This is a genomic window from Flavobacterium sp. AK-301, assembly GCF_058310215.1.
In genome coordinates this window covers 27,001-44,151 of sequence record NZ_JBZEES010000002.1, presented here as the reverse complement: position 1 = coordinate 44,151, position 17,151 = coordinate 27,001, and the positions used below count along the sequence as shown (strand labels likewise).

Genomic DNA, 17,151 nt, shown 5'->3' with positions numbered 1-17,151 from the left:
TCTAAAAACGTAACAAAAATGAAAGTTTTACTATTAGCAGGAGGATTCGGCACACGTATTAGTGAAGAATCTAATTTAAAGCCAAAACCAATGATACAAATTGGTCCACACCCTATTTTATGGCATATCATGAAAATCTATTCTGAATACGGATATGATGATTTTGTAGTTCTGCTAGGATATAAAGGTCATGTTATCAAAGAATATTTTGTGAACTACTTTATGTATAACAGCGATATATCAATTGATGTATCCAGTAACAAAATTGATATTCTGAACAACAAATCTGAAAAATGGAAGATAACACTTCTCGATACCGGATTAAACACCATGACCGGAGGAAGAATATTACAAGCAAAAGATGTTGTGGGAGATGAACCTTTTATGCTGACATATGGTGACGGTGTAGGAGATATCAATATTCCCGAACTTGTCGATTTCCACAAAAGTCACGGAGGAGCCGTTACAATGACCACAGTACAACCCGAAGGAAGATTTGGAGGAGTCGATTTTGAAGATGACGACGGGACGGTAAAATGTTTTGTAGAAAAACCAATGGGTGACGGCGGATGGATCAATGCCGGTTTCTTTGTATGTGAACCTAAAATTTTTGATTATATACAGGACAAAATCAATACAGTATGGGAAAAAGAACCACTTGAAAATCTTGCCAAAGACAATGAACTGTTTGCTTACAAACATGAAGGTTTCTGGAAACCAATGGATACACTAAGAGACAACAAACAACTAAATGAAATGTGGGAAAATAACGAAGCATTATGGAAAGTATGGTAGTATTTGAAACACTCTTTGGAGGTATTTATAAAGGCAAGAAAGTTCTGCTTACAGGACATACCGGATTTAAAGGTTCATGGCTTGCTTTATGGCTTGAAAAAATGGGAGCGGAAGTTTTCGGATATTCTCTGGAAGCTCCCTCCACTCCTAATCATCTTGATTTATTAAAAATTAATATTCAGCAAAAAACAGGTGATCTGAGAGATTATAAGTCTTTAGCAGAATATATGGAAAAAGTTCAGCCGGATATTGTATTTCATCTTGCCGCTCAGGCTCTGGTACGGGAATCTTATGATAGCCCTATAGATACTTTTTCTACAAATGTAATGGGAACTTTAAATGTTTTTGAAATTTCCAGAAAAACAAAATCCGTTAAAGCCATTATCAATGTAACCACAGATAAATGTTATGAAAATAAAGAATGGGTATGGGGATATCGTGAAAACGAACCTATGGGAGGTTATGATCCTTACAGCGCTTCCAAAGGCTGCTCTGAGTTGCTTACCTCATCCTACAGAAACTCTTTCTTTAATCTGAATACCTATAAAAAATCACATGAAGTATTACTGGCAAGCGCAAGAGCTGGTAATGTAATTGGCGGAGGTGACTGGGCAGCAGATCGTTTAATTCCTGATATGGTAAAAGCAGCAGCGAATAACGAACCTGTAAAAATTAGAAACCCAAAAGCAACCAGACCTTGGCAACATGTACTGGAACCTCTAAGCGGTTACCTCACTCTGGGATGGAAATTATTACAGGAAAACAAAGAATTTGCCGAAGGATGGAACTTTGGTCCTGATAATAAAAGTAACTTATCCGTTGATGAAGTAGTCAATCTGTCCAAAAAAAACTGGAATAAAATAAAAGTAGAGTACAGTCAGAATCCTGAAGATCATCATGAAGCCAATTTATTAATGTTAGATTGCTCAAAAGCGAATAAACGAATGAAATGGATCGCTGTGTGGGATATTGAAACAACAATGAACAAAACAATCGGATGGTATAAAAATTACTATTCTAATGGTATAATAAACTCTGAAAATGATCTGAACGATTATATACAGAGCGCTAAAAAATCAGAATTAATATGGAGCCTATAACACTAAAAGATAAAAGAATACTGGTTACCGGAGGAAAAGGCTATTTAGGCTCTTTTTTAGTAGAAGCTTTAGAAAAGGAAGATGCCAATATTTTTATACTGACAACAAAAAAAGCACAAAAAGACAACGAATACTGCGTTGATATTTGTGATGCCCGAAAAGTACGCGAAGTAATTCATACCATTCAGCCTGAAATAGTGTATCATCTTGCTGCAAATATCAACCGAAACCGTGATTTTTCGAATTACAATGAAATGGCAAAAATAAATGTAGAAGGAACTTTCAATATTCTGAATGCACTGAAAGATATAGAATACTCTAACCTTATTTTTACTTCATCAAGTGAAGTCTATGGCAACAGTCTATCTCCTTTTCATGAAGAACAAAATCTGATGCCTGCTTCTCCCTATTCTTTAACTAAAGTACAGGGAGAAACTCTTATAAAAACATTCTCTGAAATTTATAATAAGAATTACACTATTCTGAGACTGTTCAATTTTTTTGGGAAAAACATGTCAGAGAATTTCTTTATTCCCCAGATGATTGGAACACTCAAAAGAAATGAGAATTTTGAAATGACAAAAGGAGAGCAGAAAAGAGACTTTATGTTTATCGATGATGTTGTTCAGGCTCTTTTATCTGCAGGTAAAAATAAAAATGCTTATCAGGAAACTTTTAATGTATGCAGTGGAAAAGGAACCTTCTTAAAGGAGCTGGCAAATACCGTTATCACTAAAATCAAAAGCAAAGGAACCGTTCTTTTTGGTGCTGTTCCTTACAGAAACAATGAAATATGGGAAATGATAGGTGATAACAGAAAGATAACAGAAAAATTAGATTTTACATTAACCACCAGTCTAGAACAAGGGATTGAAAAATGTATCTGAAAATAATATCAATCCATAGATTCAAAATACAATTATGAAACTATTTTTCAATAAAATAAAAAGATTCCTATACGTCCTCACTGCCCTGCTCATTGGTTTTGGCTTTACCTATGTACTAGCTAAAATAAGCCGAAAAAGTTATGGACCTCTGGAAACTCTATTTGATAATACAACTGTGCTTGTTGATAAAATAGATCGTTCAATAGCACTTAAATCAAGAGAGAAAAACAGAAAAGATAAACTAAACTGGCTGGATACCTCACGGGAAGATAAAAAGAAGCTTATCAACCCGGAATATATACTGCTGGGCGCTTCTGATGACAGTTATAAAGAATCCTATGAGAACATTATCAATTTAGAAGATGCTTTAAAAACGACCTTTCCCATCATTCATATTTATACTGCCTGGGGAAGTAAACAGGAGCAAAAATTCCCCATGACAGAAGTAAATGCCATTCATGAACTGGGATCCATACCCATGATTACATGGGAACCATGGATAAATGATTTTGACGTTAAAACCTTCCCTCCTTTTGATATAGAAAAATCAATGCTTTCCATTGCTAAAGGAACTTATGATGTTTATATAAAAGAATGGGCAACAAAGGCTAAAAAATACGGACATCCTCTCTACCTGAGATTAGGACATGAAATGAATGACCCTTTTCGTTATCCGTGGGGACCAAAACATAATAAACCATCAGAATTCATAGCCGCCTGGAGACACATACACGCTTTGTTCCACGCTGTGGGTGCAGATAATGTGATCTGGGTCTGGAGTCCGCATCTATCCTATTCTCATCTGAATGCTTATTATCCCGGAGATGACCAAATAGATATTGTTGCAACAACTATCCTGAATTACGGAACAGCAACTTCATGGAGTCAATGGTGGACCTTTGACGAACTATTTGGAAATTACTATGAAGAAATCAGTCAGTTTAAAAAACCGATAATGATCGCTGAACTAGGCTCTCTTAATGAAGGAGGAAACCGTGCTCAGTGGTTTACAAATGCTTTTAAAGATATGTCCACTAAGTATCCTGCTATTTCATTTATCGTATTCTTCCATTATTCAGGAGATAATACCGTTACTGCAGATAAAACGATAAACTGGTATATTAAAGATGATAACGAAGTAACTTCCTCAATACAGAAAGAATTTCAGAAAATATTAATTCCCGTCAATTGATCGTTCTTTTAAGAAACAGAATAGAGGTTCAGAGTTACACAAAAGTACAAAGTTGCAAAGGGATAGAAAAAACTTTGCAACTTTGTTTATTCAATAATTTTCTTCTATAGTAATACAATGAAATTACCTGCTGAAAGTTCTTTCACTTTATTAATTCACTAAAATTCATTCTGAGCTTTTGCTCTTAAAAAAGGATTCTCTGTAGCAGTAAACAGTAAACTCAAATAAATAAAAATCCTCTTTACATCAGACTGTATAAATTTTAAAAATAACTTAGTATATCTATCTTATATAATACTCTGAATTATCGTTTTTTTAACTACAATTATAAATCTAAATAAAATAACAATATATTTAGTTAAAAAACACTTCCTTATTTATTTTGATAAACTCCTTTATTTTATTATCATTGTAACAGCTAAACTTTAACACAAAAACAATGAATAATCCTAAAACAGAATGCACACCTATTTATTCAAAAGATACTATTATTGGTTTTACTATGGTATTTGGTGTTTTATTTGGAGGAATACTTTTAAGACAAAATTTAATTGAGAATAATAACCGAAAGGATGCAAATACTGTTCTGATATTCTCTATACTGTATACTTTACTGTCTATATATATATTTTCGGCAGTATTGCTCTTAAAATCGGCTATATTTCTGATTGCTCCTATTAATGCTTTAGGAATGGGAATTCTGATAGGGCTTTTCTTCAACAGAAATTTCCCTTATGATTCGGACCAGAAAGAAAAAAAGATCTGGAAACCTCTTATTGTTTCTCTTTTGGCTTCTTTTTTAATAGTAATACTTACAATTGTTCTGGCAAAAATTAATTTATAAGATTTAGAGTATAACACACAAAAAGCAATGTTTATTTTTCCATCTCATCTTGACCATCAGACTATCTAGAGGCTCTTTATAAAAGAAAAATGCTTTTAAGATATATTGACGGTTCTCCGTAATTTTTTGCAGCCAGTTTTGTACTTGTACTTCTTTTTTGTAGCAATATTATAATCGTTTCTTGAAAAACATCTTCAACATCTTCATTATTTCCTTTATTCTGTTTTATATAAGCTGCAATCACAGGAAAATAAAGATCATATAACAGCTCAAAAGAAGAATTGTATTCATTTCTAAGCTGTTCAAGCAAAATAGTATCTGATATTTTTTTCATTAAAAAGATTAAATTGATTAATTACTGAATACCAAAAATAAAAAATTATCACCTTTTTTTCCAAAATTAATTATTTAAAAACAACTGTCTTAAAAATGATCAATAATTGTTTCAATAAAACACTGAAAACAATTAACAATACTTTACATGAGAAATAATAATAAAAAATGATATTTCCCATACCTTGTAGCAACTGAATTTCTATCAAACAGAACTATTCAAACAGTCGTAAAAAATTATATTAATTAACTTTAATAAAAGGATAATGGAAAAATCAAAATCAATAGAACTTTTAAAAGATATTTTAAAAATAGATACCACTTTAGGTAATGAAAAAATAACTGCTGATTATTTAGAAAAATTGCTGAACTCTTATGGTATAGAAACGGAACAGGTAGAGTATGCACCCAAAAGAAATCAACTGATAGCTGTTTTAAAAGGGTCAGAACCCGGAAAAGTACTTGCTTTCTCCGGTCATATGGATGTTGTTCCGGTAGGAGAGCTGGAATGGAAATACCCTCCGTTCTCTGCTCAGGAAGCAAACGGTAAAATCTATGCAAGAGGCTCTTCAGATATGAAAGCCGGTGTTATGGCTGCTGTTATTGCCGTTATCCAGCTAAAGGAAAAGAAAACTCCCTTTAGAGGAAGCATAAAACTTCTTATAACCGTAGGAGAAGAGACGGGAGCTATCGGAGCAGAACAATTAACCAAATTAGGCTATGCCGATGATCTGGACGGACTTATAATAGGTGAACCTTCTCAAAATGAAATTGGCTTTAGCCATAAAGGAGCTCTGTGGTTAAAAATAAATACTTACGGGCGTACTGCTCACGGATCTATGCCTACAGCAGGAATCAACGCTGTTGAACATATGCTAAACTTTTTAAATGCTTTTAAAAAAGAGTTCGACTTTTCAACTCACAAAAATCCTGCTTTGGGCGCTTCTACTTCCTGTATTAATGTAATTCGGGGTGGAAACGGAACGAATGTTATTGCTGATAAATGTACTGTAGAAATTGATATTCGCACTATTCCGACACAAAACCATCCTGATATAGTAAAAAACATCAATGATCTGATCGATCAATTAACTACAAAAACACCCAGTTTTAAAGCCAATATAAAGATCATTAATGATCAGCCGTCTGTCTTTACCTCTCCGGAAGATCCTCTTTTAGTAATCAGTGAAAAAGCTATAAAAAAGATTACCAACAGGGAACCTAAAAAATTAGCCTCACCGGGATATACAGATGCCTCACAATTTGTAAAAGCGAAAAAGAAATTCCCTATTCTGATCATTGGTCCCGGAACAACTATGCAGGCACATCAACCTGATGAATACGTCGAAATAAAAAATTTCTTTGATTCAATTGCTGTTTATAAAGAAATAGCAACCGAATTTTTGAAATAGAGAATTGTTTTTTTTTTAAAACGAAAAGTAAAATGTTGCCAAAGAATAAACAAAAACTTTTCCTCTGATAATTTGTATATCCTCCTAACCCGTTTCTTTTTAACCTACCGTCTGGACACAAGTTTTTTTGTGTTTTAGGAAGTATAAATTTTTTATTTGGAGCTAATCCTGCTTTCGCTTTTATCTCTCCATTTCATTACGAGGATATCAGCTCTATCAGGGTTAAAAAAATCGGTTAGGAGAATCATACATTTCTTTCTTATTGTTTCTTTTCTCTAAAATATCGTAAATCATATAATTTATACCTACAAGGTTTTTTAAATCTTGTAGGTATTTCTTGGATCCACATTCTCTGCAAAGGATTAGATTTAAAAAATAGCATAACATCTATACTAAAAATTCACAAGTAATATTTACTCTTTTAAACTTCAAGTGCTCAAAATCAAATAATCTCTAAACGAGTAATCCAATAATCTCTGAAACAGGTATTGTTTTTTTACTAAATATTTACCATATAGATAATTTGTAGTTGATTTATTTAATTACTCTGTAATTCGTATTTTAAACAGAGACTTAAAAACAAAATAATTATATTTTTTTTCTATTTTTAACGAGTGTTAAATTGTGTTAATGAAAAATAATTAATTTACACTTTAGGATAAAGAATAAAGCTTATAATAAGTAATTTGCCTTAAAGTAGTTTAAAACTAATGTATTATGAAAAAAACAATACTTGCAAGTTTATTTCTGTTGTTCTGTGGTATTACAGAAGCACAAACCTATCATGAAGATGATAAAGAAGGATTACGTATGTTACTCCGTCAGCCAACTGAAACAGCAGGAGTGCTTAACCTGCATCAATTAGGTCTGACTATAGCAGATACATTAAACTGGACGGTTTCGGAAGAATGGGTTTCTAAATTAAAAAATACTAATGATCCTGTTTGTACCTGGAATTCGGAATCTCCCAAACGGTTAATAAAATTGAATTTAGACAGTTCTAAAATATATGGAATAGTAGATGCCCGTAAATTTATTTTTTTAGAACAATTAAATTGTTATAATAATCAGTTAACAAGACTGGATGTTTCAAGAAATATTAATTTAAATACCTTAAATTGTTCTAATAATCAGTTAACTAAACTGGATGTTGCAAATAACATTAATTTAAATGAGGTGAGCTGCTCTTATAATCAGTTAACAAAACTAGATGTTGCAAATAACATTAATTTAAATCAGTTATATTGTTATGATAATCAATTAACAGAACTAGATTTTTCAAAAAACATCAATTTAAATCAAGTACACTGTTATAATAATCAGTTAACTAAACTGGATGTTACAAAGAGTATTAATTTAACTTGGTTAGAATGTTCTTATAATCAGTTAACAGAACTGGATATTTCAAAGAATATTAATTTAATCAGTGCACTTTGTTCTAATAATCAATTAAAGGAACTGGATGTTTCAAAGAATATTAATTTAACTTGGTTAGAATGTTATGATAATCAGTTAACAGAACTGGATATTTCAAAGAACATCAATTTAACTGATCTACACTGTTCTAATAATCAATTAACAAAACTGGATGTTGCAAAGAATATCAATTTAAATCAGTTGCTTTCCTCTAATAATCAGTTAACGGAACTGGATGTTACAAAGAATATTAATTTAACTTGGTTAGAATGTTATGATAATCAGTTGACTAAACTGGATATTTCAAAAAATAACAGTTTAGGCTTATTAAATTGTTATAATAATCAGTTAACAGAATTAAATTTACCGTATCATATAACCCTTTTGAATTGTTCTAATAATCAGTTAACGAAACTGGATATATCAAAGAATAATAGTATCGGTAATATAAACTGCATATCTAATAATTTAAGACTTTCAGCATTAAACGAGATTCTAAGAAGACCAGTTAATTTTTCTCATTATTCTCCTCAAAACAGAATAGAAGGAGGTACTATAACCACCGGACAGGTAATTGATTTGAGTCAGGAATATTCTATTAATGAAAACATAACTGTTTATCAGTGGTATACCGAATCAGGAATACCAATAGAATTACAGCATAATAATGATGGACTATTTATTGCAGAAAAAGCATATGCCGGAAAAACACTTATCTGTAAAATGACCAATAGTAGTTATCCCGGCTCAAAAGATTGGAATCCGGAAGGAACGGATACATATTATCCTCTAATTATTGAATATAGTGTAACAATAAAGGATCAGATTGAGTTAAAAGAACATTTAGCCTTAAAAACAGCGGTTGATAACATATATGAAGTAAAAACCGGAGAACCTTTCCGAGTTCGTGCTGCTGTCTCGGCAGACCAGCAAAAGGTAAAAATAGGTTTATATAGCAATAATGGTACTTTTTACAGTGATATTACGCTTTCCGAAAAAGGCAAACACTATATCTGTCAAATACCTGCTGATATTTCAAAAGGAAAGTATATTATTCAGCCCTATATAGAAAAAGACGAAAAGAAAGAAGTCATTGTGCGTCCGCAAGGATCACATTTGATTGATAAACTGCCAATTATCGTTTTAGGAGAAGAAGGCTTTGATTTTAGAACAGCAACCGTATTAAAACATTTGCAACTGAAAACCGCTAAAGATAATTTTTTTCAAGTAGCTGTACAAGACACTTTCGAGGTCTATGTTCCTTCCTCAGAAACCGCTGCACGTATCGGGTTGTTTGAGTTAAACGGAGTTTTTCTAACAGACATTACCGTTGCAAAAAATAAACATACCTATACCTGCGAAGTACCTTTTGAAATTAATGAAGGAAATTTTATTATTATGCCATATATTATGGAAGATGGAGCCGTAAAAATAGTAGAACGTAAAGCAGGGTCTTATTTAATCGATCGATTACCGTTAGCAGTAACAGAAGGCGATATATGGGAACGTAAACTAAGTCTTCCCATACAGGAAGAAAAGACAGTAATCAGAGTATATCCCAATCCTGTAACAGAGGTTTTATATATTGATGCACCCGGTATCATTCAGAATGTGGAAATTTATAATCTAAACGGATATCCGGTAAAAAAAGAAACACCAACAGGACAAAGTATTTCTGTACAGGGACTCCAAAAAGGAGTTTATCTGCTAAAAGTAACCACCTCCAAAGGCTCATTCAGTCATAAGATAATAAAGAACTGATTAATATATTTTGATTATATATATACTATAACAGATTTATTTTTAACCTGTTAGACATAATTTAGTAATCTGATTTATTAAATCAATTAATCAAAATCAACTTTATAGAGCAAAGAAACAGGACGCCTAACAGATTAAAAAAACAGGTTAGGAGAATAGAATCTCTTTCCCCTCATCTGCAAAGGATCAGATTTAAAAGTAAAATTCCCGATTATTTTGATATAATCGGGAATTTTTTATTCTACTAAAACATATAATTTTTAATATCGAACGAATTGATTTACTCTTTTAAAATTCAAGTACTCAAAATCGTATTTCGTATATCAAATATCCTAAATAAGAATAAGAACTTATTCCTTTACAATCACTTTTACGCCCTGTGTATGAGATATGAACTCCGGTGCATACAGACACTGAATCGTTGTGATACCATTTGAATATTCCCCGGAGCGGGCAACATAAACAGGATATTCAAATACATAAGTTCCTTTCACAAGTGAATCAAAATAGAAGTTTGTAGACGCATCTTTTGTAGTCTGATAATACATTGCACCATTCTGCCATTTATTACCGGAAATCGCCTCTATTGGTTCAAAACAAGAAGCTCTCATATCTTTCAACTGAACGAATTCCAGATCACGATCTGTTTTCACCGTTAAACGAACCACTACCCTGTCCCCGATTTTCAGAGGGCTGTTTTCTGTTACCGGAACTAACGTTTTACCCGCTGAACCCGTTCTTTCCACAAATAATTTTTTCTCTACACTCAGACTTCCTTTCTGATTAGATATTTTATCCATATCCTCAAAATACTGCCAGTATAAAGCACCCCAGGCAGGCTGATCGTCTTTTTTCTCTACCGTAACAACACCCATTTCCGGTATAATCTCGCTAGCATTCCAGACCTGTTTTATATACCCTGTTCCCAACTCTTTACTTTGCGTTTCCACTACCTTATTATGAATCGTAATTTTTGCCTGTCCGTCATTTGCCAGCCAGTCCGTACCTGTGCTTAATAGCGCATAAATCGCATCCATTGTAGCATGAGTAGATTCCCATTTCTGAGTCTGTTTCTGTTTTAACAACCAACGTTTCATCCTATTCATTTCTGCCGGACTCGCCCCTGATTCTCTGAAAGCTTCCATAATAAAAGTATGAACCGTTACAGCAGATTGAGACATAAAAGCCTGACTACGGTTATTCGCCCAGAACATTCCCATTTCATCAGTAACAGTAGCATGCTCTCTCAACGATTTCATAATACTTTCCACAAGAGCTTTATTTCCGTTTTGTTTCGCTAATACCGCTAATACAGAACGTTCGTAAAGACTCGATTTTGTCCAGTTCTTTTCTACAACAGAAGTATAAAAACGCTCTGCCTCTCTTGTTTCCTGACTAATAGGAATATCTCTGTAATTAGAACGGACATATAAAAACTCTAACTGATTCGTTGAAATACTCGTGATCTTCTGCCAGTCTTTATTATGTTTTTTCAGATTATCAAAATCCTCTTTCAACTGACTGTCAATAAATTTCAGAGCATTCATCTGCATGATCTTTACACTTTCAGGATATTCTACCGCATTCAGATGAATTAACTGAGAAAACCCGTATAGAACATATTGTGTAATACTTCTGCTTGACTTCATACCTTTAAACCAGGACCATCCACCATCAGGATTCTGCAAACTCTGTAATTTTGCAATTGCCGCATCCGTCATTTGTTTAGAGCGATTCAGATCAAACAAAAGCGATAAACTCTGCATTTGCTGCGTTTCATCTTTTGCTTCCAGCACCCACGGTGTTTCCTCCAAAAGAACATTTTTCAGTTCCTCATTCTTTTGCAATTTAGAATATAATGTTTCTTTTGTTCCTCCCTGTTTTTTCCAGGCATCGATCATAGAACTCACTTTCGGATACGATTGCGAAATAGAATAGCCCAGAGTATTTACATAATAACTCGCAAACCAGTTGACCACATCCTCATTATCCGGATTACTTAAAACCGGTAATGCCTGAACAGCATACCATGCCGGATTAGAATTAAATTCCAGCGTTAAACGATAATTAGAAAGAGAACCGGAAGTACTGTTAATCAGTTGATCCATTCTGAATTTCTTTGTCTCATTACCATTAACATTCAACGGTATACTTTCCGTAACCAACATTCTGTTTGGTAACACCGCTAAAACCTGTTGTTCTCCATCACTAAAAGTTGCATTCTCAGCCACTATACGACATCCCAATACATCTATATTCTCAGGAACAGTAAAAGTCCAGTTTACAGAAGTTGAAGCCTCTTTATCAATCTGAAAAGACTGTATCTGATTATAAACCAATATTTTAGAAGTACTTTCATCTGCCGGATTAAAGAACTCGATACGCACTTTACCCGATAAAGCCTTATCCGATAAGTTTGATATTTTAGTTGCAATACTTACTTTATCACCCTGACGTATAAATCTCGGCATATTCGGCGTTACCATTAACTCCTTACGAGAAACCGTTTGTGCCTCAAGACTTCCTGTATTTAAAGCTTTATCATACGCTAAAGCTCTGAATTTCCAGGTTGTATTACTTTCCGGAACCGTAAAAGCAATTACCGTCTCCCCTTTTTCATTCGTGCGCAATTGCGGATAAAAGAAAGCCGTCTCATTAAAGTTACGACGAATTGCCGGAGCCGAATTACTTCCTTCCGAAGTAGCATCTGCAACAGCAAGTTCCGTTACTACTATTTCAGAATCCGTACTATCACTACTTCTTTTATGAGTTTTGTTTTTTGACTCAAAAGACGGAGCCCCTGCCGCCATTACCGGTCTGGATGATTCATAATCAGCTCTTATAGTTCCCGTTAAATGATAATTACCATAAAAATTAAAATCATACCAATTCAATCGGTCAAATAAAAACGGAACCTCCTTTAAACCATCAGTATCAAAATAAATATACTGATATATCCCTGAAAAAGAATTATCTACCGATAAAACAACAGGATTAATTGTATTAATTCTGTTGGACAAATTCCATAACCAGTCTTTACTTTTATAGATCTTATCCAGTGAAATATCATACATCGAAGCTAATAATTCCGCCGAAGTCGGTTTCCCATTAACATCTACAACTGATATAATCCATTCTTCCTGCTGTCCCGGACGTAATTTGTCTCTGAAAACACTGAATTTTAAAGCCAGATCTTTTTTCTTTTCTTCTTTTTTGATCTCTATTCTAGGATTATATAATTTCTCGTCTTTAATATACGTAAAAACCATATAAACTCCATCTCCGTATACTTCCTTATAAGGAAGAACAAATGTTTTATTTTCATTACTTAATACCAATTGTTGTCTTTCAAGAATCTTATCCCCCTTTACAATTTCATACAATACATGTACCTCTTTGTCTGAAACTCCCAGTACCACTTCTCCTTTTTTACTATTACTAAAAACAGTACTTTTCTCAATAATCCATTCGTTTGTTTTAACCGGAGGATACTTATCTTTTTCAGAATACAGAATAAAATCCTGTTCTTTTTCAACCGTATTTCCATTGCTGTCCTTTGCTTCCGCTTTTATACGATATTTACCGGAAACCAGTTTCTGTACTTTATCTTTCAAGCTGAATTCTTTCCCACTGCTAAAATTAGAAGAAACCACTTTCTGATGAATCGAATCCTGCTCCGTTAAAGAATAAATAGTATACGTTCCTTCTGTAACAATCTCCTGTCCGTCAAGATTAGAAGCTTTAATACTTACCTTATCATCCGTTGTTTTTTCCAATCGTTCCGGAACAGATACATTTAATAACATCGATACATTACCCACATTGATACTGTATTCCCCTGTCTGAGTTTCTCCATTACTATCTGTGATAGTTGCTGTTACTCTATAAGTATATACCGGAGGAAAACTAGTTTTATTCTGATCTCCTCTAGGTATAAAAGCAACCTCAAATGTTCCGTCATCTTTTGTTACCGTATTTCCTGCTTCATAAAACTCAGGATTACCTCCCCATCTCCATAACAGCTGACTTTTAGTAATAGAATAATCTACAGTAGCATTTTGAAGTTTAATACCGGAAAAACTTTCTGCTTTTCCTTTTAGAGTAATCGTTTCTCCGAATTTATAAGTCTTATCCGGTTTATCAAAAGTAATCTCAAACGTAGGACGTTTATATTCCTCCACTTTAAAAAATTCTCTATTATTATTAATCTGAATACTGAAATTTCCATTCAGACTTCCCTGAGGTAATACAAATTCACCCGTAAGAGAACCAAAATCATTCGTTCTGGTCAGTTTTTCTGTAACCACCTGTCTGTTAGAATCATAAAGAATCACTTTATATTCTTTTGAAGGAACTAATTTATAGTCTTCCTTTCCGTATTTATTAGCAGCAACAGCCTTAAAATAAACAATTTGACCCGGACGGTAAATACTTCTGTCCGTAAAGATCGAAATAGTCTCTATATCAGAAGCTGTCTGATTTTCTTCAGAAAATCCATAATAATAAGGCATATTATTTAGAAGACCTCCCACATTCTTTTTATAAGTAACCTGATATGCTGAATAATATCTGTTATTATTTTGATCCTCTATCCCATAAGTAACAAATCCGGAAGCATCTGTTTTTAGTTCTTCTTTCAGTGTATATTTAGAATTTTGAGAATTATAAGAATAAATTCCCACAGTAGCCCCTTGTATCGGAGCTCCCGTAACACGATCCATTACATAAAATTCCATTTCATTTTTACTAATCATTCTACTGAATGAAACAATTTCTGAAACAGAAAAATAAAAATCCGTCTTTCCCTTATCTACCGTTGACTTATCAGAAGACACTTCAATCTTATAATTTCCTGCCTCAGTAACATCAATTGTAAACTTCGTTTTCTCTGTTAAATAAGTTGTTTTAGGGTTTAAAGCGACATTAACTGTTTTTACCAAAGACTTTTTCTCCGTTTTATTGTCCCTCTGATAATCACCGGTATATAAAACCGGCTCCACTTTATAAATCTTTACAATCAGCTGATTCAGGTTTTTATAATTCAGATCAAATGTTTTTTCTTTACCCGGATAAAATGTTTTTTGCCCATCAATAACAGCAGACGGCTGTTCTAAAGCAGCAAGTCTGTTTTTTAAAACACTGATTCTTTTATAATCAGGATAATTTTTTATCCCTTTTTGTAACCAGTCATATATCTGAGTAGTAATCTTATTATTCTCCCTCTCATCCAGTTCATTGTTATATCCTGATCGAACAATATTACTTTCCAGAGTACTTACAACAGCATCAATAATCTCAACTGTAATATCTTTTAACCGCCATTCCTTTTCAAGCAAAAGCAATGCATTTAAAGCATATTTTTCTTTATAAACAGGTGATTTTTGTTGCAGATAAGCATTTTTAGACAATTCAGTAAGTAAAACACTTTCTTTCAAATCTCTCTGTAACAAAGAAGAAAACAGTAAACGATAATATTCAAGAGTAACCAGATTATAATCCTGTTTTCCTATGTTTAAAGATTCCTTTACAAACTCTTTTGCCGGTACAGCAATCAGAGCTATTGTTTTATTTCTCCTGTTTAAGATTTGTTCTAAACTTTCATTAGTAGCTATATTCTGTGACTGCTCAATTGCTCTAAGCAACAAAAAATCATATAAAGAAGGATAATAGATTTCAGAATCTTTTCCCAAGGTAATAACAGCAGCATACTGAATGGTTTTAACCTGTTCCAGTACTTTTTGTTCCTTAACAGAAAGATTAAAATTTTCAATTGCTTTATCATAGAAAATAGAACGAGTCCATTCCTTCATATCCTCAGGCACAAAACCGGAAAGTTCCGTACGCCTCCCTATGTTCCAGCTGTCAGACTCATAATAGTTTAGATAAAGTTCACCCAACATAGAATGCAACAATGCTTTCTCAGAAACATCCGTTGTTTTTGAGATCAGTGTTTCTATTTCCGCAAAAATTGCTATAGTACTCTCACTATCAATCCACTGTTTGTATTTATTTTTAATTACCAAAGCTTTAATTACCTGTGGATTGTTCTTCTCCACAATAGCCTGCTTTAGTATCTTATCCGTTTGTTCTAATGCTGATTTTGGAAGAGACTGCTTTTCAAAACCGTCTACCTGTTTCCATAGATTTTCATAATTACTCATTTTATTCAGAGTTTTTCCTTTATTCTGAGCCTTTACAGTTCCTGTAAAAAAGAGACTCAGTATAAAAAGAAGATTAAACGCGGTTCGTAATTTCATATTCACTTGAATTTATAGTTCATATTCTGTTATTTTAATTTTTTTGTCCTTAAAATAAGGGTAATCAAATTATAGCCTTTTTCTGTTCTTAGAAAATTGAAATGTTCCTCGAAATAATTCCCTCTTTTGTTATCATGATTAACGATTACATTTTGAACAGGATATTTCCAGTCAGTTAAATTTCCACAATAATCAAAATAGTTTTCAAATGGAGCAGTTTCAAAAACAAAGGAATTAAAACCCTCACGTATCACAAAATAGTCAAATTTCGCGCCATTAATCTCTTTAAATTTTTTAAGTATTAAATTTTTATTCTTTTTTAAAAATAATTCTTTTTTTTCTGAAAACCATCCCTCCTTATAATCATGTTGGTTGATGGTTGTTAGTGGTTAGAAAGCTTTAATATTTCATTCAAAACAAATTTATTTTCTTAATTATAGAAGTTCTAAAAAAAACATTTCCATCATCCAAAAACGATCAACTAACCGCTAACAACCACGAACCAACAACCAACAACTATTCTTCTATCTTTTCTATCTTAGAACTTACTAAAAGCCAAATTAACCGATCCAGACGTTCACTACAAACGTTAGAAAAATGCCCCTCTGTAACCTCTCTGTACAAATCTGTTTTTATCAAAGGAACACTATAAGGGAGCGTCCATGCCCTAAGAGATTTAGCAATATTATCCATTGCATGAATACCGTTCAGCGCATACCCTCCATCTGCCCAGCATATCATTCCTATCATCTGATTCGTTAAGTATGGACTTGGATTTTTACTAGTTAATTCCAGCCAGTCAAGGCAATTTTTCATTATTCCGGGCATTCCTCCGTGATACAAAGGACTTAGCCATATTTGTGCATCAGATGTGGTAAAAATATCACACATGTCTTTTATTTCTATTGGTATTTCCTTTAAAGACATGTCCAGAAAAGGAATCGGATTTTCAGCAACATTAAACAAGATAACCTCATGTCCCATTCGTTGCAATCTTTCTCTTAAATAATCAGACAATTTAAAAGAAGTTGTATGTAACTGATAATCTATAGCCCCGTTAAATAATACTATTTTCATAATGATCTGTTTTGAGATGATTTGATATACAAATGTAACAAAAGAGAATATAGAAATAGTTGAAAAGTGACAGTTTA

Annotated in this window: 10 protein-coding genes; 7 read left to right on the top strand and 3 right to left on the bottom strand. The window is 33.0% G+C overall.

What is annotated here, in order from left to right; all coding sequences use genetic code 11:
- The first annotated feature begins 18 nt into the window (after nucleotides 1–18).
- From rfbF to AC4FQX_RS03775, 5 genes are all read left to right on the top strand, one after another.
- Nucleotides 19–795: a glucose-1-phosphate cytidylyltransferase gene (gene rfbF, locus AC4FQX_RS03795; RefSeq protein WP_491166341.1), complete on the top strand. Its 777-nt coding sequence runs from the start codon at nucleotides 19–21 to the stop codon at nucleotides 793–795.
- On the top strand, nucleotides 780–1,895 hold the full coding sequence (gene rfbG / locus AC4FQX_RS03790; protein WP_491166340.1) for a CDP-glucose 4,6-dehydratase: 1,116 nt from the start codon (nucleotides 780–782) through the stop codon (nucleotides 1,893–1,895). Before rfbF ends, rfbG begins: the two co-directional genes overlap by 16 nt.
- The gene (locus tag AC4FQX_RS03785; RefSeq protein ID WP_491166339.1) at nucleotides 1,883–2,782 is read left to right on the top strand and encodes an NAD-dependent epimerase/dehydratase family protein; all 900 of its coding nucleotides are present in this window, start codon (nucleotides 1,883–1,885) and stop codon (nucleotides 2,780–2,782) included. Before rfbG ends, AC4FQX_RS03785 begins: the two co-directional genes overlap by 13 nt.
- 34 nt (nucleotides 2,783–2,816) lie before the next feature.
- Complete coding sequence (locus tag AC4FQX_RS03780; RefSeq protein ID WP_491166338.1) at nucleotides 2,817–3,974, top strand: glycoside hydrolase family 26 protein; 1,158 nt, start codon at nucleotides 2,817–2,819, stop codon at nucleotides 3,972–3,974.
- A gap of 439 nt (nucleotides 3,975–4,413) precedes the next feature.
- A complete protein-coding gene (locus AC4FQX_RS03775) occupies nucleotides 4,414–4,818 on the top strand; it encodes a hypothetical protein (RefSeq protein WP_491166337.1) in 405 nt (134 codons plus the stop codon).
- A 76-nt stretch (nucleotides 4,819–4,894) separates the two neighbouring features.
- On the opposite strand, the gene AC4FQX_RS03770 is transcribed toward AC4FQX_RS03775, so the two are convergent.
- Nucleotides 4,895–5,152, bottom strand: coding sequence for an RNA polymerase sigma factor (locus tag AC4FQX_RS03770; RefSeq protein WP_491166336.1), 258 nt, complete (start codon nucleotides 5,150–5,152; stop codon nucleotides 4,895–4,897).
- Between the two features lie 265 nt (nucleotides 5,153–5,417).
- Between AC4FQX_RS03770 and AC4FQX_RS03765 the strand changes: the two genes are divergently transcribed.
- Nucleotides 5,418–6,563: an ArgE/DapE family deacylase gene (locus AC4FQX_RS03765; protein WP_491166335.1), complete on the top strand. Its 1,146-nt coding sequence runs from the start codon at nucleotides 5,418–5,420 to the stop codon at nucleotides 6,561–6,563.
- A 717-nt stretch (nucleotides 6,564–7,280) separates the two neighbouring features.
- A complete protein-coding gene (locus AC4FQX_RS03760) occupies nucleotides 7,281–9,740 on the top strand; it encodes a T9SS type A sorting domain-containing protein (protein WP_491166334.1) in 2,460 nt (819 codons plus the stop codon).
- A 350-nt stretch (nucleotides 9,741–10,090) separates the two neighbouring features.
- Here the strand turns inward: AC4FQX_RS03760 and AC4FQX_RS03755 are convergent, their stop codons facing one another.
- Together AC4FQX_RS03755 and AC4FQX_RS03750 are read right to left on the bottom strand one after the other, a co-directional pair.
- Complete coding sequence (locus tag AC4FQX_RS03755; RefSeq protein WP_491166333.1) at nucleotides 10,091–15,997, bottom strand: alpha-2-macroglobulin family protein; 5,907 nt, start codon at nucleotides 15,995–15,997, stop codon at nucleotides 10,091–10,093.
- 516 nt (nucleotides 15,998–16,513) lie between these two features.
- Nucleotides 16,514–17,074, bottom strand: a complete 561-nt coding sequence (locus AC4FQX_RS03750) for an NADPH-dependent FMN reductase (protein WP_491166332.1) — start codon at nucleotides 17,072–17,074, stop codon at nucleotides 16,514–16,516.
- Nucleotides 17,075–17,151: the final 77 nt, after the last annotated feature.